The organism is Paraburkholderia elongata (genome assembly GCF_013177735.1).
In the GTDB taxonomy this organism is placed as follows: Bacteria; Pseudomonadota; Gammaproteobacteria; order Burkholderiales; family Burkholderiaceae; genus Paraburkholderia; species Paraburkholderia elongata.
Window position 1 is genome coordinate 1 of record NZ_WOEZ01000044.1, and the last position, 22,384, is coordinate 22,384.

Here is a 22,384-nt window from a genome sequence, read left to right on the forward strand (position 1 = left end):
AGCCGACCGCGTGCTACCCATGCATTTCATTCGCCATTCGAGGTGTTCGAACGTATGCTCGCAACCGCTTCGATAACATCAGCTTCCGTTCATTAACCCGCTGTTGCGCTTCACTCTTGAAACCGCCATGGGATTTTCGGTAAGAGGATACGAAAAGGGCAGTGATGTCGGAGGCACATGGTATTGGAACCGTTATCCAGGGTGCCGGCTCGATACGGAGAGCTTCACCTATGCCTATTTCTTTTTGAATGACATAGTCCCGGACTGGTCGTGGAGCGAGCGATTTGCCGGGCAGGAAGAGCTGCTGCGATACGTTCGCGCTGCCGCCGACAAGATGGACGTCCGCAAGAACATCCAGTTCAGCACTGGCGTTGTCGGCGCGACTTACGACGATGCTCGCAATGTATGGACGGTGCAACTGGATGACGGGAGTGCTGCGACCTGCACATACCTCGTAACCGCCGTCGGCTTGCTATCGGCGACGAGATTGCCTGAATTCGAAGGAATGGGCGCTTTCAATGGGGTCTCGTTCCATACCTCTCGTTGGCCTGCCGATCCCGATGGCGGGGTAGGAGGAGCGCGTTTCAGCTACGAAGGAAAGCGCGTTGGTGTGATCGGGACGGGCGCTACCGGTGTGCAGTTGATCCCCGAGATTGCCAAAACGGCACAAGAATTGTTCGTCTTCCAGAGATCGCCCAACTGGTGTACCCCTTTGCGAAACTCACCGCTCTCGAAGGAAGAGATGGAGGAGATTCGTGGGACGCGGAAGGCGTTGCTGGCGCACGTAAAGACCACGCCGTTCGGTTTCATCTACTCGCCTGTCGACCGTGATGGCGTGCAGGATGCACCCGAAGACCGTGAAGCTTTCCTCGAAAAGCTCTATTCGACTCCCGGGTATGGTATTTGGCTTGGCAACTATCGCGACATCATCACCTGCCGCGAGACAAATGATTTCGTTTCCAAATTCGTGGCGAGGAAGATACGGCAGCGTGTGAAAGACCCCACGGTTGCCGAGAAGCTTATTCCGAAGCATCCATTTGGAAGTAAGCGCATTCCGATGGAGACCAACTACTACGAGGCATACAACAGAAAAAACGTACATTTGGTAGACGTCAAGGAAGACGCGATTGAGAGGGTTACGCCAACCGGACTGAAGACCGGGTCCGCCCACTACGATCTCGACATGATTATTTATGCGACCGGCTTCGTAGGAGTTACCGGCGCAATCGAGCGCATTGATTTCAAGGGGAAACAGGGCGTCAGACTGGCCGATGTTTGGGATGTCGGCCCAGTCACCTATTTGGGACTGCAAGTCTCTGGATTCCCGAATCTGTTTACCCTCGCTGGGCCACATAACGGAGCCACCTTCTGCAACGTTGGCGTTTGCGGAAATCTGCAAGTCGAGTGGCTTTGCGAGATGCTGGATTACCTGCGCAAACGCAAACTGAACTTCGTGGAGGCCAATGAGGATGCGCAGGAAAAGTGGACTGCGGAGATTTACGCCGACTTCGAAAAGACGCTGCTCACGGCAAGCGATGATGCCTGGTGGGTCAAAGTCAAGCGTCATCCGGATGGCAGGGTAACGCGCCGAGCGCTGACCTATATCGGTGGCGGACCGACTTACCGGAAGATCTGCGACGAGATAGCGCAGAGCGGATATCCCGGCTTTAAACTTGCCCGGATGTGATCAGGCGTGCCGCGATTCCAGCCCACGCCTGCGCAAGTTCATTGCGAAAACGCGGGGCCGAAATCGAGATCAGGGCCTCGGCACGAGCGTGCACGGACAGCCCTTTGAGTGAGGCTATACCGTATTCAGTGATGACCCGATCGGCGCCATGTCGGGGAATCGCGCAGAGGCTCTCGTTACCCAAATGAGCGACGATCCGGCTGGCCTTGCCATCTGCTGTCGTAGCGGGCAGCGCAATGATGGAGCGACCCCGAGGCGCCAGAATGCCGGCGGAGGCAAACGCGGGCAATCCACCAACGCCGGCAATGAGCCGCCCGCCAGCCATATCAGCGTTGATCTGGCCAAACAGGTCGACCTCTACAGCCGAGTTGATCGCACAGAAATTCTCGATGTCCATCATCCGGCGAACATCGTGCGTTTCGCTGACCGGCCGGAAATAGAAAGCCTCGTCCCTGCCAACGCGATCGTAGAACGACGAACTTCCAAGTGCTACACCGATCTCGATGCTGTCGCGACCCGAAATGGTGCCGCTATCAAGCAGTTGCACGATAGGTTCCGACGCCATGCCTGACCAGACGCGTAGTCTCCGATGGTTGCGAAGCGCGGCTAGCACAGCAGCTTGCAGTTTGCCTATGCCAAACTCAAGAACGTCGCCGTCACGGATCTGCGACGCCACCAGGCGCGCATGCTGCATCATCGTGTCATCGACAATCCCTGAATCGAAAGTCACCAGTTCCGATTGCTCCTCGAACGCGCCGTCGCATTCGGCGAATGGGACGGAAAAGCTGGAGCGGGTGCGGGGCAGGGCGGGGTTGATATGCAATATGCGCCGCCGTGCACTTGCCCAGACGGCGGGATGAAAATCGCAGCAGATTCCGGTGCTGCACATTCCCCGCTCGTCGGGCGGCGAGACTTGCAATACAGCCAGATCAATATCGGTTGCCTGAAGGTCACGGAACGCGCCCGGGTAGTCTAGCGGCACGATCTCTACACGGCCTTGCGCTATTCCGTCCCTTGACAGTGGACTCATGAAGTAAGCTCGCTGCCGGGCTCGCGGATGAATCCCGAGATAGTCGCTGCGGTTGACGCTCGGGAAATGAACGCCGACGAAGCGAACGTCTTCGGCCCGCTCGGGAGAGGCCTGCAATGCGCGCAGAAAGCTCAGGCTCTCACCCGTCATGCCGGGTACGTACACGGTGGTATTCGGTCTCAGAGTCCCGACCACTTGGAGAGCGGTGCAAAGCCGACCCATCGTAAGCGTGTCCTTTTAAAAGCTACCGATGTGCCGCGCTTACGTCTGCTGGCACAAATCTGCCAGCGCGAATGCGTAATCCACAGGATTCATCTCCTTTGTCATGTGCCAATACTCGCACATGGTCCAAGGGGAGTTCTGCGTGATACGTCCCGATCGATTCTTGTACCAGTTGCTGATTCCGGGAAGCGCCCATACGGTGCGAGATGTGGCCTCATCGACGCGTTGGTTGTATTCGTCGTGGACGTCGCGGCGAACGTCCATGGCCGACAAGCCGTTCTCGATCAGGTACTGGATCGATCGCATCACGTATCGAACCTGGCACTCTGAGTTGAAGATGGCACTCCCGCCGTGAGCCAGATTGGTGTTTGGACCGTAGAGGACGAACAAATTCGGAAAACCCGGCACGGTCATTCCCAGATAGGCGCGCGGATCGTCGTCGCCCCAGCGGTCTCGCAGATGTTCTCCGCCCAGTCCCACGATGTCGATTCCGGCAAGCATGCGTTGAGCCTGGAACCCGGTCGCGTAGACAATCACATCGGCCGAGTGCCGAACGCCGTCGGATGTAACGACTCCATCGGCTTCAATTTCCTTGATGGGCGTGTCGATGAGGTCGACATTTTCCCGCCTCAGCATCTTGTACCAGTGATTGTCCATCAACAGGCGCTTTCCGAAGATCGGGTATTTTGGCATTACCTTTTTGAGCAACTCCGGATCGTCCCCTACCTCCTTCTCGATGTGACGCATAGCGAATGCGCGGAACTCATGATTCTTGGCATTCGTCGACACAGTCGGATTTGGCCACTCCGGATCAACCTGAAGATGCTGATGCAGGTTGTCGCCAAACCCCCACATCAGCAGGAAGCGATACCAGCGGCTATAGAAAGGGAGTTTTTCGAGCAACCACTGGACGTTCGGTGTCACCGTGCGGTGGTAGTTCCGGTTCGGAATCATCCATTGCGGGGAGCGCTGAAAGATCGAAAGGCGCTCGACCTGAGACGCGATTGCCGGCCCGACCTGCATGGCGCTCGCCCCGGTACCGATGATGGCCACGCGCTTGCCCGCAACGGAAAGACCCTCCGGCCACCGCGCGGTATGAAACGAAGGTCCCGCGAATGACTCCGCACCGGGGATCTTCGGAATGCTGGGGAGATTCAACTGCCCGACTGCCGAGATGATGGCGCTGAACGTTTCAGTGCCGAACTGATTTCCTTTCTGCGAGCGGACTTGCCAGACGTGGCTCGGCTCATCATAGTGGGCGGAAATCACGCGAGTCGCGAAGCGAATGTCCGACGCGATGCCATATTTGTCGACGCAGCGACGTACGTAGGCCCACAATTCGTCGCGTTTCGAGTAGTACTCGGACCATCCCGCGTGCAGATCGAACGAGTAGGAGTAGAAGTGGTTGGGTGTGTCACAGCCGCAGCCGGGATAGCGGTTTTCCAACCAGGTGCCACCAACGTCCTCGTTCTTCTCGAACAGCGCGAACGGGATGCCGGCCTGATGCAGCCGGATCGCGGCCAGCACACCTGATACTCCAGCTCCGATGATGGCGACGCGAAATCGCTGTCGTTGATCGTCAGAGGCTCGAGTCGACCATTGAATCGCGGCCGGATCGCGACCATCGAAGCGCAAGTCCTCACGCATCATCTGCGTGTAGATGGCTGGCACGGACTGTCCAACCGCGACGCTCATCATGCGTAGAAGCAAGGCATCGTCTGGTTCGTGCATTGCCCCTTCGGAGATGTGCGGGCGCCGATCGAACAGGCGAATCAGCTTGTCGACGATTTCCTGCCGCAACGGCTGCGGAATCTTCTGTTGCGCGTCGAAGGGTCCATGGATGTACGGCGCACACCGCTCCATCAGGTCAATGTCGCCGGTGAACTGCACCAGAACCATGAGGAGCGGAACGATGTCGGCTTCGTCCAGTGCTTTCCGAAGGTCTCTCGTTTCAACAGGCAGCCCAGTTTCCAAGGCAATCTCCGGTAGAAATGGTTTCGCCATGCCAGGACGCGCTCAAGGATAGGCGCGTTCGAGGATATGCACCGAGGCCGCGCTTCCAATACCGACGACATGCGTGAGGCCAATACGGGCCCCTTGCACTTGTCGGCTGCCGGCCTCTCCGCGGAGGTGACTGACTACCTCACAGATGTTCGCAATGCCTGTGGCGCCGAGAGGGTGGCCCTTCGAAAGAAGCCCACCGGAGACATTGACCGGAATTCTGCCGCCGTTATAGGTAGCCTTGGTCTCGATGAGCGTCGCACCTTCTCCTTCTTTTGCGAGTCCCAGATTTTCGTAGTGGACAATCTCGGCGGTCGCGAAGCAGTCGTGCAGTTCCACCATATCGATGTCTTCCGGTCCCAGCGCAGCCTCTTCATAGGCGTGGCGCGCGGCGAGCCTCGTGCAGGCATTGAAGTCGTGCATGACCAGATCGCGTTCCGAATAAGGATCGCTCGTCAAGGTAGAGGCACGGATCGTGATGGCTCGCGAGCGCAGGCCCAGTTCCCGCGCCTTCTTCGCCGAAGCGAGTACCACGGCTGCGGCGCCATCGACGTTGACGGAGCACATCAGCTTCGTGTTTGGATACGAAATCATTTCGGCACCCATGACTTCTTCGAGCGCGGCGGGCTTCTGATACATAGCCTTGGGATTGAACTGCGAGTGGAAGTGGTTCTTCACCGACACCTTCGCAAACTGCTCGAAGGTGGTGCCGTACTTTCTCGCGTGCTCCATGCCCACCTTTGCAAATACGGCCGGCATGGTGCCGGATCCCAACAATCCCTCCACGGGGATTCCGTTCGGCGCGGCTGTGCCTCCCAGCAGTCCTCGCCCCATTTGCTCGACGCCTACGCAAAGCACCAGGTCATAGAGCCCAGCCTTGATTGCGATCCAACCTTCACGCAGCGCGGTGGCCCCGGTTGCGCAGGCATTCGCGCAGTTGACAACCGGAATTCCGGTCTGGCCGATCAGGTGCAAAATGCGTTGCCCTGACATCGCCTTGGCTTCGAGCTGATTGCCGCAGTACAAGGCCTGAATGTCCTTGATGGACAGCCCCGCGTCTTTGAGTGCGAGTAGCGCGCCCTGAGCACCTATGCTTGGAACATTCTGCTCCGGGTAGCGGCCGAAGCGGGTCATGTCAGAACCAACGATGCAGACGTCCGTCATGAGCTTTAACTCCCAGTTGATTGAGCGGGAACGAAGAAGTAACTGACATACAGGTTGCCCTCGGCGTCGGTCTCATCCACAGGTCGATACACCAGCTTCACCGGCATATCGAACTTGACCATGCCCGGATCGGGCTCGATGTCCACCAGATTGCCCTTTACGGTCCCGCCGCCGTCGAGATCGACAACAGCGGATATGAACGGAACCCGTATGCCAGGAAAGTTGCGATATACGATGGTCCAGTTGTACAGCCGCCCGGTGTCGGACAGTTGAAACGGAGTCAGGTCGTCGCAGAAGCATTGGCTGCACCTGTCGCGCGCGCCGATAAAAACGGCATTGCAGGAGGAACAGCGCAAGCCCTCGAGGTAGGGGGCATCTGTTTCACCGAGCTTCAGGTACGGCACAATCGGTTTGGTTTGCTTTGTGGCGTCCGGAGGGGCAGGCGTCTTGAGCATGGCGAACTCACTTGTCGAGGTCGGAGGGTGGGACGAAGCGATACGAGGGCGATTCAAAATCGGCGTATCAGGTTTCACGTATTGCGGAAAGCGACGTATAAAGGTGGGTCAGGTCTGAGAGCACGCGCGCGCGGTCGTCTTCCGATATGAAAGATTTCAGGCAGTTGAGCAGCAGCCGTTCGAAATCCGCCAGCGCCTCGCGGCCTGTTTCGGTCAGCAATAATCTCGTCACCCGTCGATCATGGGCTTCGATCTCCGCGCTGATCCATTCATTCTCGCGAAGCGAGGCAATGTGACCGGAAATCGTGGCCTTGCTCACCAGGCTGGTGGCTGCGACCTCTCCGGCGCTGCGGGGACCATCTTTCAGATACAGCATCAAGCGATACTGCGTGATGCTGACCGGAGTGTCTCGCGCAATCTTGTCGAATTCGCGCACGATTGCCGTGATTGCGCGAACCGGCGCAAACTGCGCGTCTGATAAAGACGGCTTTGGGGTACTTTTACTCATCGGGTATCCGTAAGAGCTTAAAAGGAAGCCGTCGTCACGCGAACGCGCGAAATGTGCAAACGCCGTTGTTCAGCGCGATCACGTTCCGTGCCGGCGCGCGGCAGCGGAACATGACACTCGTGCCTTCATTCCAGATATCGATGTCGAGCTGCTCGCCAGGGTAGACGGGCGACGTGAAGCGCACGTCGAACTGCTCGATGCGAGCGTGATCGTAGCCGCAAATCGACGCGATGATCGTCTTGCAGGCGACGCCGTAAGTACACAGGCCATGGAGAATCGGCTGACTGAATCCGCCACGCAAGGCCATCGCGGGATTGGAGTGCAACGGGTTCCGGTCACCGTTGAGACGATAGAGCAGTGCCTGACCGGGCAGCGTCTGGAACGAAACCACCTGGTCGGGTGCGCGAGCCGGAGGGGAAGGGAGCACATCCGGTGCATCCCCTACGCTGCCGATCCCGCCATCGCCGCGGGCCATTATCGTGGCGCCGGCCGTATAGAGCGGCTGACCGTCATCGGCGTTTCGTACGCGGGTCTCGACGAAGATCAGCGCTCCCTTCTCCGGTCCTTTATCGACGACCGCCGTAACCCCATAATCGGCCACGATAGTGGCCGCCGCAGGCAGGGGCCGAAATACCTTAAGCCTCTGTTCCGCGTGCAGGACCTTCGAGTAATCGATGCCACTTTCGCGTAGCGCCGAAAACTGCGTCAGTACTGTCGCCATGGTCGGAACGGTGCGTATGGCGTCTTCGTTTTCGCAAACGTACGGCAGTTCGCCGGGGTTCAGCGGGTCTCGCCCAAACCCTACCGATAAGGCGTACAGGAAGCTTTCGCGGTCGGAGTACGAGAAGCGCGCCGCTTCTGCGCGAATCGCCTGCAACTGTTCAATGGTCACGGCCATGGAGGTCTCGACGGTCAGTTATCGATGGTCGGCATGCTGCCCTACGGGGGACTCAGTCCAGATCGGCGCCGTTGATGCCGGCATTCTTTCTGGCGCGCTCAATCAGGTCGATCAACACGGGCCCGATGGCAGCGGGATCTTCCATCTGGTCGACCGTCGGGCCGCGGTGCCACCCCTCGGCGACTGCCATGATTCCATTGCCGGATTCGATGACGCGTCCGCTGACGCCGGAGGATTCAGCGCTCGCGAGCCACGTCACGACAGGCGCAATCCAGCGTGGGTCGCGGCGCCGCTTCTCTTCCTCTGTGTATTCGCGAAGGTTTTCGGTGAGGCGCGTATTGGCGACGGGTGCGATCGCATTGACGGTGACGCCGTAACGGCGAAGTTCGCGCGATGCGATGATCGTGAACGTGGCGATCCCGGCCTTGGCGGAGCCATAGTTCGCCTGGCCAATGTTGCCGTAGATGCCTGACACGGAACTGGTGTTGATGACACGAGCGTCGAGCGGAGCGCCTAGCCGCTTGCTCTCCTCGCGCCAATAGGCAGCAGCGTGACGGGTTGGTGCAAACGTCCCTTTCAGATGGACCTTCATCACTGCATCCCACTCAGCCTCTTCCATATTCGTGATCATACGGTCACGCAGAATGCCGGCGTTGTTGACGAGAACATCCAATCTGCCGAAGCTTTCGACAGCTTTGCCAATGAGGGCTTTTGCGCCGTTCCAGTCGCTGACGTCGTTGCCGTCCACCACTGCTTCGCCGCCCGCCGCTCGAATCCCGTTCACAACCTGTTGGGCGGGAGTCGCGTCCGCCCCGACGCCGTCGAGAGCGCCGCCGAGATCATTCACGACGACCTTTGCACCGTGGGCGGCGAGCATCAACGCGTATTCGCGGCCGATACCACGGCCTGCTCCTGTGACGATAACGACACGACCTTCGCAAAGTTTCGACATGACGCTAGTCCTCTTTCTGTTGTCCGGTTTCGAGTCTTCATGGTCACACGTGATAGTTCGGTTGTCAATACTATTCGGTGCCATACAATTTGGCTTGCCGAACCAAAATAATTGGGATAGTCTTGGCTGCATACGAACCCCACGTCACTCGACGGGGGCCAAACCGAAAGTTGGCTGCGGGAGACAAGATGGATTTCGATTTCTCAGACGACCAGAAGCAATTGAAAGATCACGTCCGGCGTTTTCTCGAGAAGACCAGTTCACGTGACGTCGTTCGAGCGGTATTGGATGCAGGACATACCCATGACCCGGCACTCTGGGCGGGATTGATCGAACTGGGTTTCACCGCGACGGCGATTCCGGAGGAGTACGGTGGCTTGGGACTGGGTTACCTGGAGCTCTGCGTCGTCGCAGAGGAATTGGGCCGCTCACTGGCGCCGGTGCCGTTCTCCTCGTCGGTTTACCTGGCTGCCGAGTTTTTGTTGGCGTCCGGCAGCGAAGCTCAGAAGGAGCGGTGGCTACCCCTGATAGCAAGTGGCGAAGCGGTGGGAACGGTGGCGCTGACCGAAGTCAGCGACGCTGGTGACCAGAAGGTTCACGCGAAGGTATCCAAAGGAAAGCTCTCAGGTGTGAAGATTCCGGTGCCGGACGGGATGATTGCCGATTTTGCGATCGTCTCCGCACGAGGTGACGACGACCACCCGCAGCTTTTTATCGCAGACCTGGCCGCTGCGGGAGCCAGTCGCGAGGCGGTTTCCACGATTGACCCGACCCGGGGGCAGGGGCGCTTGAGCTTTGACGAGACGCCGGTCGAGCCTCTGGGGACGGGAGATTCATCAAAGATCGAAAGCGTTTTCGACCGGGCGGCGGTGTTGTTTGCCTTCGAGCAGGTCGGAGGTGCCGACCGCGCTCTTGAAATGGCGCGCGACTACTCGCTCGAACGCCGCGCTTTCGGCCGCCAGATCGGTTCGTTTCAGGCGCTCAAGCACATGATGGCCGACATGTATGTCTCTGCGACGTTGGCGCGCTCCAACGCGTACTACGCCGCCTGGGCGCTGTCGGTCGATTCGGCTGAGTTACCCCAGGCGGCTGCATCCGCGCGTGTAAGCGCGACGCAGGCGTTCCGGCACTGCGCGAAGAACAACATCCAGGTACATGGCGGTATGGGCTTCACGTGGGAGAGTGACTGCCATCTGTACTACCGCCGTTCCAACCTGCTGGCGGTCAATCTGCGCGGCCCGATGTACTGGGAGGATCGCTTGATCGAGTGCATCAAAACGTCGGGCGTGGTTTAGGAGCGGTGCAATGAATTTCCAGGACAGTCCTGAAGAGGCGCGCTTTCGCGCCGAAGCGCGGCAGTGGCTCGACGACAATGCGCCGCATCATCTGGAAGAGGAACTGAAGGGGGCGCCGTTTGGCGACCTCAAGCTTAAGAGCGCGGACGTCGTGGCTGCGTCCAAGGCGTGGCAGCGACGCAAGCGCGATGCGGGATGGTCGTGCCTGCATTGGTCAAAGGAATACGGGGGCCGTTCGGCGAGCCCGATCGAGCGCATCATCTGGCAACAGGAAGAGGGCGTTTACTCGCGACTCTCGCGACTGTTCGGAATTGGTTTGGGGATGTGCGGCCCTACGTTGATGGCATGGGCCACCGAGCAACAGAAACGGCGCTATCTCCCGCCCATGGCCAGTGGCGATGAAGTCTGGTGCCAACTGTTCTCCGAGCCCGCTGCCGGATCGGATCTCGCCGGTCTGCGGACCCGTGCGGAAAGACAGGGCGATCATTGGGTTGTCAATGGTCAGAAAGTCTGGACCAGTCGCGCACACGTGGCCGATTTCGCAATATTGTTGACTCGGACCGACCCGAGCGTACCCAAGCACGCCGGCTTGACCATGTTCTTTATCGACATGCGCTCACCAGGCGTCGAGTTCCGCCCCATCAAGCAGATCAACGGTGGATCCGGCTTCAGCGAAGTTTTTTTCGACGAGGTTCGCGTCCCGGATGAGCAAAGATTAGGCGCACCCGGACAAGGCTGGACAGTTTCGCTTACCACGCTGATGAACGAGCGTCTGTCGATCGGCGCAGGCATGTCGACCGGCTTGCCTGAGTTGATTCAGTTCTGCATGTCATACCGGATCGGATCGGGCATGGCGACAGATGACCGGTCGGTTCGCTCGAAACTCGCCACCTGGGCCGTTCGCGAAAGCGGACTGCGTCACACCGCCGCGCGCAGCATGTCGGCCCTTTCAAAAGGTATTGCGCCGGGACCCGAAAACTCGATCGGCAAGCTGGTTGCTGGCGCAACGATGCAGGACATCGCCACCTTTGCCATCGATCTGCAGGCGCAGCACGGCTTGCTCGACGGTTCCGAGGCCCTTGATACCGGCCGCTTTCAGGCCATGCTCCTGCGCTCGGCGGGGACGCGTATTGAAGGCGGCACGGACGAGATCTTGAGAAACGTGATAGCGGAGCGCGTCTTGGGCCTGCCGCAGGAATTCCGTGCCGACAAGGGCATCCCCTTCAACAATATTTCTTCCGGTAAGCGTGACGATCATGCGTGATTCTTCCTCTGGTGGGCCTTTGATCGTCGGGATCGGCGGCACCGCACAAGCAGTCTCCTCTACCGAGCAGGCTCTCGACGTCGCTTTGGATGCTGCCGCTGCCGCTGCCGCAGGCGCGCGTATCGAGCGATTCGGTCACCGGGAGTTGGTGGCGTTGCCGCACTTCTTGACCGTGGCGGAAAACAGTTGCACCCAGGCGCAGCGTCTGATCGCGGCTGTGCGCGAAGCCGACGGGATCATTCTCGCGAGCCCGGGCTACCACGGCTCCATTTCGGGACTCGTCAAAAACGCGATCGACTATCTGGAATTGACATCGAAGGACGCGCGCCCCTATCTGCACGGACTGCCAGTAGGGTTGATCGTCACGGCATATGGGTGGCAAGCGACGGGCACTACTTTGGTGGCGCTGCGATCGATCGTGCATGCACTGCGCGGCTGGCCTACGCCTTTTGGCTGCACGGTCAACACGAGCAAAAGCCCTTTCAAGGACGGAGTCTGTCTTGACGATTCTGTCGCGGACCAACTCGCCACTGTGGGGCGCCAAGTCGTCGAGTTCGCCGGACATCGTCTTCACGGTGGCGCGCTTGCTTGAGCGAATGGCGAACTGTCTTCTATTCAGGAGTGAAACGAAATGAACGAAGCGTACATCGTGGCCGCAGTGAGGACGGCTGGCGGCAAGAAAGGGGGCCGTCTCAAGCACTGGCATCCCGCCGATCTCGGCGGATTCGTCATCGATGCGCTTCTCGAGCGCAGCGGCATTGATCCTGCTGTGATCGAGGATGTCGTTTTCGGATGTGTGACTCAGGCGGGCGAACAGGCTTCGAATATCGGTCGGCAGTCGGTTCTGGCTTCGTCTCTTCCCCACACCATTCCTGGCACTACGGTGGATCGTGCCTGCGGGTCGTCGCAGCAGGCGCTGCATTTTGCTGCCCAGGCCGTGAAAAGTGGTGTGATGGATGTGGTGTTGGCGGGCGGGGTCGAGAGCATGACGCGCTCGCCGATGGGATTGGCTGCGCACTTCCCATCCGAGCATGGCTTCGGCCATTACCAGGGGCCACGATGCCAAGCCAGATATCCGGGCATCAAATTCAGCCAGTTCGATGGGGCCGCACGCATGATTCCCATGTATGAACTGAGCAAGCCAGAGTTCGACGAATTTGCGCTTCTGAGCCATCGCCGGGCCGCTTACGCGACCACAAGCGGGCAGTTCGCAAAGGAGATCGTAGCCGTACCGGTGCGAGATCCGGAATCTGGAAAGGAGTTCCTGCATGACCGGGACGAGGGAATTCGCTATGACGCCTCACTGGAGGCGATTGCGAGTGTGAAGCCGATCTCGGAGGGTGGGATCCTGAGTGCGGCGCATGCCAGTCAGCTTTGCGATGGCGCCGCGGCGTTGCTTATCGTCAATGAGGCGGGGCTGAAGAAAACAGGCCTGACACCTCTGGCTCGCGTGCATCACATGTCGGTGTTGGGCGGCGATCCGGTGGTCATGCTCGACGTTCCTATCGCGGCGACCCAAGCGGCCTTGCGCAAGGCCCGGATGTCGATCGAAGACATCGACCTGTACGAAGTCAACGAAGCGTTCGCGCCGATTCCGCTCGCTTGGGCCAGGAAGGTCGGCGCCGATCTTTCGAAGATGAACGTGAACGGAGGGGCGCTCGCCTTAGGACACCCCTTGGGAGCATCCGGTTGCAAGCTGATGACAACCCTCATCCACGCCTTGCAGGCGAGAAACGGACGGTACGGTCTGCAAACCATGTGCGAGGGTGGAGGCATGGCAAACGTCACGATTGTGGAACGCCTTTAGCCCCAAATTGAGCCATTGAAGGAGGACCCGCATGGACACGAAAGTGCAGTTGACGGATGGCACCGTTGAGGTGTCGGCCCTGGGAAAGACATTGATCCATGAGCATGTGCTCGTCGGCATGCCGGGATGGAGTATGGATCTCAAGGCACCGAAATTTATCCGCGGCGAGGCGATGTCCCGGGCTGTGGATCGCATTCAGGAGCTTCATGGATACGGCTGCAATTCCATGATCGACCCTTGTCCGATGGATATCGGTCGCGACGCGGAGTTCATTGCCGAAGTCGCACAGCGCAGCGGAATCAACATCGTCTGCGCAACGGGTGTCTACAACGAGTTCGAAGGGATGCCCTATACGTTCCGAACGATGCCGGCTGAGGACATCCTCGAGCTGTACGTCAAGGAAATCACAGAGGGTATCGGGGACACGGGCATCAAGGCCGGCGTCATCAAGATTGCCACCCATGGTGAGCCGACCGAGTACGAGCGCAAGATGATTTCCGTCGCCACGCAGGCGTCGCTGCTCACGGGTGCGCCAATCATTTCTCACACGCAGTTGGCGAGCCACGGACATGATCAGATCGACATCGTCGAATCCTGTCATGGACACGCCAACTGCATGGTCGTTGGCCATTCCGGCGATCGGGACGATCACGGGTACCAGGCGTCGCTTGCCCGGCGCGGTGCGTTTGTCGGTCTCGATCGTTTCGGCCTGGACTTTCTGCTTCCCGACGATGCTCGCATGAAGAACCTGATGCAGCTCGTCGCGGCTGGGTTGCGCGAACACGTTGTCATCTCGCAGGACTATCCGGTTTGCCTGTTGGGACGTTTCGGGGTGAATCTCGAGCAGATCGCGCCGAATTGGGGAATCACCCACATTTTCAAGTCGATCATTCCGCGGCTGAAGGAAATGGGGCTCACTGACGAGGACGTCGAGACCATTCTGGTCTCCAACCCCAGGCAGTTGTTCGCTAATGCCGCGGCGCAAAAGCAAGCCGCTCTGCACTGATCCGGTCATTCGACGTTTGAGTCGTAGACGGCGTGCAACGCACAGCGAAGTCCTTCAATCCGACGACAAGCGTGCGTCGACACAGGGAGCGAGTGGCATGGCGCAAGAGGGGCAGCAGATGCAAGGCGCAAACGGGCCGCTGTCGGGGATCCGTGTGCTGGAGATCGAGAGCATTGGCCCAGGGCCTTTCACGGCGATGGTCCTCGCGGACATGGGCGCCAATGTGCTCCGGATCAGACGTCCAGCGGCCGCGCAGCGTCGCTTGAATCCCGTGCTCGACAGGGGGCGGGCGGGGTCCATTACCGCCGATCTGAAGTCGGAGGCTGGGCGCGACCAGGTGCTCGCACTTGTTGCACAGGCGGATGCCCTCATCGAAGGTTTTCGTCCCGGCGTCATGGAGCGGCTCGGACTAGGGCCCGATGCCTGCTTCGCTCGCAACTCGCGCTTAGTTTATGGGCGCGTTACGGGTTGGGGGCGCTCCGGACCACTCGCCCAAACGGCTGGCCACGACATCAACTACATCGCCATCAGCGGTGCGCTGCATTCGATGGGAACCGCGGAGTCGGGGCCCGTGCCGCCGCTCAATCTCGTCGGTGACTATGGCGGCGGCGGTCTTTTGCTCGCCCTCGGCATCGTGAGCGCGCTACTGGAATCAAGCCGGTCGGGACAAGGGCAGGTCGTCGACGCGGCGATGGTCGACGGCGCTGCCATGTTGATGGCGCCTCTCTATGGCGTGAAATCAGTGGGTGGCTGGGCAGCGGAGCGGGCTGGCAATTTGCTCGACGGCAGCTGCTGGTATTACACCGTGTACCGCTGCCAGGATGGCTGGGTCTCCGTCGGCCCGCTGGAGCCCGAGTTCCGCCGCATTCTGTTGGAAAGACTTGGCCTTGGCGATGAGGTGGATACGCTGGTGCATGCCTCGGCCGGTGATCCGGCGCCGCGAGCTCGCCTTGCTACGATCTTCGCATCGCGCACGCGTGCCGAATGGTCGGCCATATTCGAGGGAACCGACGCCTGCGTCGCAAGCATTCTGTCGATGGATGAGGCGCCGTCCCACCCTCAAGTGCAGGATCGGGACACGCTGCGTTTGATCGACGGCGTAGTGCATCCGGCCCCGGCACCGCGCTTCAGCCGTACACCCAATCCCGAGCCCAAACCCGCCTGCAATACGCGAGACGAACTTCTCGGTGTGTGGGGGTGCAATGCGCATCAACAGTGAAGATTGTCGATGATCGGGCTCCGGTGGCGACTATCGCCAGGTTTCCAGTTTGACGACTCCAAAAGAGGACCAATTGAATGCCGACAGTTAAATTCATACACTACAACGGCAAAGCGCAAAACGTCGAGGTCGATGCAGGTTCGACCCTTATGGAGGGCGCCCGGGGTATAGGAGTGGACGGGATTGACGGGGAATGTGGCGGCAATCTCTCATGCGCGACATGTCACGTCTACGTCGACGAAGAGTGGTTCGGCAAACTCCCGCCGGTTGGAGATATCGAAAATGAGCTCCTGGACGCAACGGCGTCGCCGCGTCGATCGGGGAGCCGGCTTAGCTGCCAGATCTCCATGAACGAGGCGCTCGACGGAATTCGGATCTTCATTCCCGAGACGCAATATTGATCCCTGGCTGGTCAGCCGATATGGCGACGCGTCGACCTGGCTCCTCGGTAGTACACGGTGCTGCAGCCCGCGCTAGCGGCATCAAACTCGATGTTGCGACGCGTAAGCACCGTGGTCGCCGTTCATCGTCACGATAAGTCTAAGAGACACTGCCAGACTTCCAGGTTCTTCCGGAAAGTGGCGAACGATACAACTGATGAAAATCGCATGGAGGAGCATAGCAATGGGTACGTCATATGAAGCGGCTGCTGGCGCGGAATCGTCGACGATCCGGGCGGCAAGGAGCATCGTCGCGCTTTCAGGATTGGCTCTCGTCATCACCGTCCCTTTTGCGATGGTTTCGGCTCTCCCCGAAATGGCGCGCCAGTTCAAAGAAGTCGGTAACGGAGCGTTTGTCGCCCAGATGGTGTTGGCACTGCCGGTGCTTGCCATGTTGATCGGAGCGCCACTTGGCGGATGGATCGCGGACATCATCGGCATCCGTCGGTGTCTGCTGACAGCATTGCTTGCTTACGTAGCGGCGGGCGCGATTTGCCTCGTGGCCCCCAACCTTCCTGTTCTGATTGTCGCGCGACTATTGCTGGGACTCTGTGGGGCCGCTGCCGCGACCATGTGCACCGCGCTTACCGCCGAGTGGTATCTGGGCACCGAGCGTAACCGCATCCTGGGATACGCCCACGCCGTCGTTCTGATCTACAACATACTGATGCTGGTGTCGGGCGGCTGGCTCGTGGACCATATCAACTGGCGAGCGCCGTCAGTTTTTTATTTTATCGGCGCACTGACTCTTGCCGCGGCTTATCTTGCAACCCGGGACCAGAGTGGAACCCGTTCGGTTCGTCAAAGTCACGCGAGCGTGGGCTCGAATCAGGTCCGGCTCTGGCCGTTATACCTGCTGAGCTTTCTTCTCGCGTTTGGCGCGGCAGTGCCGGCGCTGCAAGGGCCATTTCTTCTAAGTGGCGCTGGCGTAGCCAGTTCCTTCGCTCGAGGGCTGATCCTTGTTGTGACGATCGTTACGGGCGCATTGGCATCGGCCGCCTATGCGGCGCTGCGCAAACGCCTCCATCATTCGACATTGATCCTGGTCTCGAGTCTGACCATGGGAATCGGGATCGCTTTAACCGGGATACGTGCTGGTGACATCGGCTTGATAGTAGTCGGTTACATCATCGGCGGAATCGGTTATGGCCTCTACATTCCCGTCATTTCGGCAATCGTTCTCGATGCTACGCCGCCCGACATGCGTAACCGCGCAGTCGGGCTGATGAACGGCGCGATCATGTTGGCGACAATCGGCAATCCACTGGTCGTTTCACTGTTGCGGCGTTCTTTCGAACTTCCCAAAGCACTCGTTGTGGTCGGTATTGCGCTCGCCTTTGTCGGGCCAGTGTTCGTTCTGTTTTTCCGTCCAGGCCAACGTGCGGTGGCCTGACGGAGGAACCCATCCAATCGTTCCGATCCATTCCGGCCTGATCGCCGGGGGATCGGGTTGAGAGAACAGTGTGGAACTCCAGGGATGCCTGAAACAATCATCGTGATCGGCGCCGGGCATGGCGGTGCACAATTGGTGGACTCCCTGCGCGCGGGCGAGTTCGGTGGCAATCTGATCATGATCGGCGACGAAATCCATCGACCTTATGATCGCCCTTCGACATCCAAGGGTCTTCTGAGCGGTAGCGTGGAGCTCGAGCGAACCTTCCTCAAGCGCGAACAGTTCTATGTCGACAATAAAATTGACCTTAGGCTCGGCACGAGCGTTAGTGAGGTCGATCGCAAGGCTCGTACCGTAAGGCTGTCGACCGGAGAGCGTCTCACGTACGACAAACTGGTGATGGCTACTGGTGCTCGAGCGCGGCGGCTGACTGCGCCAGGTGCCGACCTGGACGGTGTCTTTTACCTGCGCAGTCTTGCAGATTCGCAGGCAATCGCCGGGCGGCTGGGTCCCGGTAAGCGATTGGCGATCATCGGGGGCGGCTACGTGGGGCTTGAAGTCGCGGCCAGCGCCACCGAGCTCGGCTGCAGAGTGACGGTCATCGAAACGCAAAAGCGACTGCTCGCTCGCGTCGCCGGAGCCGAGATCGCCGAGTTCTATTGCCAGGTGCATCGGGCCGCCGGTGTCGACGTGCTCCTCGACACCGTGCTGGAAGGCTTCACTGGCGAAGGCTCGGTGAAGTCCGTACGCCTCACTGACGGGACAGAAATTCTGGCGGACGTGGTGGTGGTCGGGATTGGCTCCATCCCCAATGCGGAGCTCGCGGCCGCGGCAGGACTGGCAGTCGAGAACGGCATCGTCGTCGACGATTGCGGCCGAACCAGCGACCCTGCGATCTTTGCCATCGGCGACGCAACGAACCACCCCAACGATGTGATCGGAAAGCGGCTGCGGCTCGAATCGGTGCCGGCGGCGGTGGGTCAGGCGCGCGCGGCGGCCAGTGCAATCCTGGGCCGGCCCAAACCCTTTCACGAATTGCCGTGGTTTTGGTCCGATCAGTACGACATCAAGCTACAGATCGCTGGCCTGTCGCAGCCGGACGACCAGGTCGTCGTCCGCGGTGACCCGGGGAACAATCGCTTTGCCGCTTTCTACTTGCGCGAAGGCAGGATCGTTGCGGTCAACTCGGTGAACTCTGCGAAGGATTTTGTAGTTGGCAAGAGACTGATTACCGAGGGGCGCGTACCTGGCGTCGGCAGATTAGCCGATCCTGCGGTGCCACTGGCAGACGCGTGAGGAGCCGACATGGGCGCAACGTGTATGGGGCAGCATATTCGGAAAAGATAAGCTCGCGCCCATGAATCAGCGCCCAGAGACCTCAGAAGGCGTAGTGGGCGACCTTGTTGCTGTCATGGTGGGTCCTCGGAATGAAAACAAAAAAACGGTTGACGCTCCTCGGTTCGACGGGATCGATAGGCGATAGCACGCTTGACGTCGTCGCCCGCCATCCAGATCGCTTCGCGGTGTATGCGCTCGCGGCCCATCGAAACTCTGAGAAGCTCGTTGCGCAATGCTTGAAGTTTCGGCCTGACGTGGCGGTAGTCGGCGATGGCGATACGGCGGCAAGCGTCGAGACGCAATTGCGCGCAGCCGGTTCGGCGACGCAAGTCGCCTACGGTCCAGAGGCGCTGGTGGACGTGTCGAAGGGCGCTGGATGTGACACCGTAGTTGCGGCGATCGTTGGTGCGGCAGGTCTCGCACCGACGCTCGCGGCGGCGCGCGCGGGCAAGCGCATTCTGCTCGCGAACAAGGAGGCGCTCGTCATGTCGGGCGCCATCTTCATGAATGCGGTGCGCGATAGCGGCGCGACGCTTCTTCCTGTCGACAGCGAGCACAACGCGATTTTCCAGTGCTTGCCGCGTGAAGTTTCGCCGGGCGACGCTCCGCCGGGCGAGGCATCGCTGCACGGTGGCGTGTCGAAAATCATCCTCACCGCTTCGGGAGGGCCGTTCCGCACGCGTGATCCGGCGACCCTCGTGGATGTGACACCCGAAGAGGCATGCAAGCACCCGACTTGGGTCATGGGCCGCAAGATTTCCGTCGATTCGGCAACGATGATGAACAAAGGGCTCGAGGTCATCGAGGCGCATTGGTTGTTCGGCTTGCCGAGCGAGCGCATCGCCGTCCTCATCCATCCGCAAAGCGTGATCCATTCGCTTGTGTCCTATGCGGACGGCTCAGTGCTTGCGCAACTCGGCAATCCCGACATGCGCACGCCGATCGCGCATGCCCTCGCTTTTCCCGAGCGCGTCGAGTCGGGTGCCACGCAACTCGACCTCGCGCAGGTCGCGTCGCTCTCGTTTGAAAAGCCGGATTACGAGCGCTTTCCCTGTCTTGCTCTTGCGATGCAGGCGCTCGCCATGGGTGGTATTGCGAGCGCTGCATTGAACGCGGCAAACGAAGTGGCCGTCGATGCGTTCCTTGCGCGGCGCATTCGCTTCACCGACATCGCGCTGACAGTCGGCGCGGTTCTCGAGGCGATGCCGAACCGCAGCGCGGAAAGCATTGACGACGTGCTCGAGGCCGACGCCGCGGCCCGTCGCGCGGTGCTCGAGTTTATTGCTTCGCGGCTTTCGGGCCGCGGTGAGGGCGGAGCGGTGCAGTGAGAGATCGATAAGCCTGCAATGCGCTTATCGACCTGATGCCTCCTGAAGCGGGTTGGTGACTGCCGTTCCGGGCGAGCGGTGGGTGTCCAGGACCATATCGATGAATTTGCGCAGCGCTGCGGACATTTGCCGGCGACTCGGATACCCGATCAAAAATCCCTCGGATGAAGGTGAAAATTCCTCCAGTACCCTCACTAATTGCCGTGAGCGCAGGAACGCCTGCACTTTCGCCTCGACGGTATAAGTTATTCCGAGCCCGTCGATGGCAGCGCGAACTGCCAACTCCGAGCCATTGAGAATCACGTGGCTTCCAACCGGCACGCGTTGAAGCTGTCCGTCCCGAATGAACGACCACTCGTACAGGGGCTGGTCTGGCGCAAGCCGGTAACGAATACACCTGTGATTCGCGAGGTCTGCAGGAGTACGTGGGTGCCCGTGGTCCGCGAGATAGGCTGGCGCGGCCACGACCGCAATCTTCATCGGCCCCGTCGCGCGCACGGCCACCATGTCTGTAGCAAGGTGTTCCTTGCAGCCAATCATCGCATCAAACCCCATCGCCACAATATCTGCTGGCGCTTGATCCACGCGCAGCTCGAGGTGTACGTCGGGATAGGTGGAGAGGAAGCGCTCCCAAACTGGTGCGACAACGAGTGCGGCCGCCGCCTGAGTGGCATGGATCCTGAGCGTGCCGACGGGCCGCTCGCGCTGCCGGTTCAAGTCTTCCAGTGCACCGCCGATCTGGTCAAATGCCGATTGGAGCTGACCGAACAGTCGAATTCCTGCATCCGTCAGCGATACGCTGCGCGTTGTGCGGTTGAGGAGGCGCACACCCAATCGCTCTTCCAGTTGGCGCATGGTTTGGCTGAGCGCAGAAGGTGTGACGCCCAGCCGCGCAGCCGCAGCGCGGAAGCTGTGCAGTTCTGCGACCTGTACGAACGCCGTCAACGCGGCAACTTCTTTCGGAAGCATTGTTAAGTGTCGCTTAATACCAAATGCAAGTTCTAGCTATTTTAATCCGGTTTGCTCGCGGCTACATTGACGGCTTGTTCAAAGACATCCTGAAACGCGAGGCATGCCTCCTGATTCTGAGACGATTTCGAGACGCTCGGCGAAGTCCAAAGACAGCCCAGATTGCCCACACCTGCAGCTGCGCTGCAAGAGTTGCCGAGTCTCCCTGATAGCCGCTCGAAGAGGTACGGCCTACAAATCACATCGAACGGTGCACCCCAACGTTGCTTACGCCGCTGTCGGGATGTCCTGGGAGGCTTAATCATCAATGAAAGCGTTCGTCGCACATGGTTTGAATGGTCCGGATTCACTGTCGATCGATGATGTGCCCGCACCCGGCGCACTTGGGCCTGGACAGATTCGAGTGAGCATCCGCGCCGCATCGCTCAACTACCGCGATCTTCTCCTGTTGTCCGGCGCACTTCCGTCAAAGCGGGACCTGATCCCCTGCTCTGATGGAGCCGGCGAGGTAATCGAAATCGGGCCTGACGTTTGGCGCGTGAAGCCCGGCGATCGTGTGGCACTTACCTTTAACCCGGACTGGATCGGTGGCCCATGGCAAGCTTCTCCTGCAAGTGCGGGGCGAGGCGGTGCGGTCCACGGCGTAATGCGCGAGCAATTGATCGTCGATCAGCACGAGGCGGTGCCTCTGCCGCAGCATCTGAGCTTTGAGGAAGGTGCGACGCTGCCATTGGCGGGTGTGACTGCGTGGCGCGCGCTGTGCGGTGCTGCGCCGCTGCTGCCGGGCATGACTGTTCTGCTGCAGGGTGGCGGTGGCGTCTCGGTGTTTGCTCTTCAGTTTGCCAAGCTGTTCGGCGCACGAGTCATCATCACGTCGTCCAGCCCGGAACGTTGTGCTCGCCTAAAGACCATGGGTGCCGATGAGACGGTCGACTACCGCGAGGTCCCTGAATGGAGCGCCGCCGTAAGAAAGCTCACCGACGGCGTGGGCGTGGACCTTACGGTCGAGGTTGGCGGCGAAAAGACCGTGGACCAATCGCTGGCATCGACGCGGGCAGGGGGCCTGCTCGCGCTGGTTGGCCTGCTGAGCGGTCGGATCAACAGCGGTTCTTTGCTGGCTTTAACGCATCAAGTGGACGTCACTCAGGTCAGGGCTGGCAGTCGCCAGGATTTGGAGGCGATGAACCGTGCCGTCGCATTCCACAAGCTCCGGCCGGTGATCGACAACCGTTACAGGTTTCAGCAGCTGCCCGACGCGCTGCGCCGCCTGCAAAGCGGTCAACATATGGGCAAGATCGTGATCGGATTCGACTAGCGATCAGCGCCTCATGTCGGGTTCCATGCTCCCAAGTTCAACGGGACGACAGGTGATTCGTCTTTCTCCCAGCTGAATGCGGTCTAGCCTGCG

General features: G+C 59.8%; 20 protein-coding genes. 12 read left to right on the top strand and 8 right to left on the bottom strand.

Annotated elements, in window-relative coordinates; all coding sequences use genetic code 11:
- Window positions 1–127: 127 nt before the first annotated feature.
- A complete protein-coding gene (locus tag GNZ13_RS09535) occupies window positions 128–1,687 on the top strand; it encodes a flavin-containing monooxygenase (RefSeq protein ID WP_172162715.1) in 1,560 nt (519 codons plus the stop codon).
- Here the strand turns inward: GNZ13_RS09535 and GNZ13_RS09540 are convergent.
- The 7 genes from GNZ13_RS09540 to GNZ13_RS09570 all read right to left on the bottom strand — a co-directional run bounded on the left by GNZ13_RS09540 (window position 1,668) and on the right by GNZ13_RS09570 (window position 8,917).
- Complete coding sequence (locus GNZ13_RS09540) at window positions 1,668–2,882, bottom strand: acetyl-CoA hydrolase/transferase family protein (protein ID WP_216674778.1); 1,215 nt, start codon at window positions 2,880–2,882, stop codon at window positions 1,668–1,670. The genes GNZ13_RS09535 and GNZ13_RS09540 overlap by 20 nt on opposite strands.
- Before the next feature lie 96 nt (window positions 2,883–2,978).
- Entirely contained in the window at window positions 2,979–4,913 is a 1,935-nt protein-coding gene (locus GNZ13_RS09545) for a flavin-containing monooxygenase (RefSeq protein ID WP_172162722.1), read from the bottom strand.
- Window positions 4,914–4,955: 42 nt separating this feature from the next.
- Window positions 4,956–6,104, bottom strand: coding sequence for a thiolase family protein (locus GNZ13_RS09550; RefSeq protein WP_172162725.1), 1,149 nt, complete (start codon window positions 6,102–6,104; stop codon window positions 4,956–4,958).
- A gap of 5 nt (window positions 6,105–6,109) precedes the next feature.
- On the bottom strand, window positions 6,110–6,559 hold the full coding sequence (locus tag GNZ13_RS09555) for a Zn-ribbon domain-containing OB-fold protein (RefSeq protein ID WP_172162728.1): 450 nt from the start codon (window positions 6,557–6,559) through the stop codon (window positions 6,110–6,112).
- 67 nt (window positions 6,560–6,626) lie between these two features.
- Complete coding sequence (locus tag GNZ13_RS09560; protein ID WP_172162731.1) at window positions 6,627–6,995, bottom strand: MarR family winged helix-turn-helix transcriptional regulator; 369 nt, start codon at window positions 6,993–6,995, stop codon at window positions 6,627–6,629.
- Between the two features lie 106 nt (window positions 6,996–7,101).
- Window positions 7,102–7,965, bottom strand: a complete 864-nt coding sequence (locus GNZ13_RS09565; protein ID WP_172162734.1) for a MaoC/PaaZ C-terminal domain-containing protein — start codon at window positions 7,963–7,965, stop codon at window positions 7,102–7,104.
- A gap of 52 nt (window positions 7,966–8,017) precedes the next feature.
- Complete coding sequence (locus GNZ13_RS09570; protein ID WP_172162737.1) at window positions 8,018–8,917, bottom strand: SDR family oxidoreductase; 900 nt, start codon at window positions 8,915–8,917, stop codon at window positions 8,018–8,020.
- 188 nt (window positions 8,918–9,105) lie between these two features.
- Between GNZ13_RS09570 and GNZ13_RS09575 the strand changes: the two genes are divergently transcribed.
- The 10 genes from GNZ13_RS09575 (at window position 9,106) to GNZ13_RS09620 (ending at window position 20,007) form a co-directional block, all read left to right on the top strand.
- Complete coding sequence (locus GNZ13_RS09575) at window positions 9,106–10,212, top strand: acyl-CoA dehydrogenase family protein (protein ID WP_172162740.1); 1,107 nt, start codon at window positions 9,106–9,108, stop codon at window positions 10,210–10,212.
- A gap of 10 nt (window positions 10,213–10,222) precedes the next feature.
- On the top strand, window positions 10,223–11,476 hold the full coding sequence (locus tag GNZ13_RS09580; RefSeq protein ID WP_172162743.1) for an acyl-CoA dehydrogenase family protein: 1,254 nt from the start codon (window positions 10,223–10,225) through the stop codon (window positions 11,474–11,476).
- Complete coding sequence (locus tag GNZ13_RS09585; protein WP_172162746.1) at window positions 11,469–12,068, top strand: NADPH-dependent FMN reductase; 600 nt, start codon at window positions 11,469–11,471, stop codon at window positions 12,066–12,068. The genes GNZ13_RS09580 and GNZ13_RS09585 overlap by 8 nt, the downstream gene beginning before the upstream one ends.
- 39 nt (window positions 12,069–12,107) lie before the next feature.
- On the top strand, window positions 12,108–13,283 hold the full coding sequence (locus GNZ13_RS09590) for an acetyl-CoA C-acetyltransferase (RefSeq protein ID WP_172162749.1): 1,176 nt from the start codon (window positions 12,108–12,110) through the stop codon (window positions 13,281–13,283).
- Window positions 13,284–13,314: 31 nt separating this feature from the next.
- On the top strand, window positions 13,315–14,289 hold the full coding sequence (locus tag GNZ13_RS09595; protein ID WP_172162752.1) for a phosphotriesterase family protein: 975 nt from the start codon (window positions 13,315–13,317) through the stop codon (window positions 14,287–14,289).
- Window positions 14,290–14,386: 97 nt separating this feature from the next.
- Window positions 14,387–15,508, top strand: coding sequence for a CaiB/BaiF CoA transferase family protein (locus GNZ13_RS09600; protein ID WP_236001908.1), 1,122 nt, complete (start codon window positions 14,387–14,389; stop codon window positions 15,506–15,508).
- A gap of 77 nt (window positions 15,509–15,585) precedes the next feature.
- Window positions 15,586–15,909 carry a 2Fe-2S iron-sulfur cluster-binding protein gene (locus GNZ13_RS09605; protein ID WP_172162755.1) on the top strand — a complete coding sequence of 108 codons (324 nt, stop codon included), beginning with the start codon at window positions 15,586–15,588 and terminating at the stop codon, window positions 15,907–15,909.
- Between the two features lie 223 nt (window positions 15,910–16,132).
- Window positions 16,133–17,341 (top strand): MFS transporter, encoded by a 1,209-nt coding sequence (locus GNZ13_RS09610; protein ID WP_172162758.1) that lies wholly within the window; start codon window positions 16,133–16,135, stop codon window positions 17,339–17,341.
- 84 nt (window positions 17,342–17,425) lie between these two features.
- Window positions 17,426–18,637 carry an NAD(P)/FAD-dependent oxidoreductase gene (locus tag GNZ13_RS09615; RefSeq protein WP_172162761.1) on the top strand — a complete coding sequence of 404 codons (1,212 nt, stop codon included), beginning with the start codon at window positions 17,426–17,428 and terminating at the stop codon, window positions 18,635–18,637.
- A gap of 131 nt (window positions 18,638–18,768) precedes the next feature.
- The gene (locus tag GNZ13_RS09620; protein ID WP_172162764.1) at window positions 18,769–20,007 is read left to right on the top strand and encodes a 1-deoxy-D-xylulose-5-phosphate reductoisomerase; all 1,239 of its coding nucleotides are present in this window, start codon (window positions 18,769–18,771) and stop codon (window positions 20,005–20,007) included.
- A gap of 24 nt (window positions 20,008–20,031) precedes the next feature.
- Here GNZ13_RS09620 and GNZ13_RS09625 read toward each other — a convergent pair whose 3' ends face one another.
- Window positions 20,032–20,976: a LysR family transcriptional regulator gene (locus GNZ13_RS09625; RefSeq protein WP_172162767.1), complete on the bottom strand. Its 945-nt coding sequence runs from the start codon at window positions 20,974–20,976 to the stop codon at window positions 20,032–20,034.
- Window positions 20,977–21,283: 307 nt separating this feature from the next.
- Between GNZ13_RS09625 and GNZ13_RS09630 the strand changes: the two genes are divergently transcribed.
- A complete protein-coding gene (locus tag GNZ13_RS09630) occupies window positions 21,284–22,291 on the top strand; it encodes a zinc-dependent alcohol dehydrogenase family protein (RefSeq protein ID WP_172162770.1) in 1,008 nt (335 codons plus the stop codon).
- Window positions 22,292–22,384 lie beyond the last annotated feature (93 nt).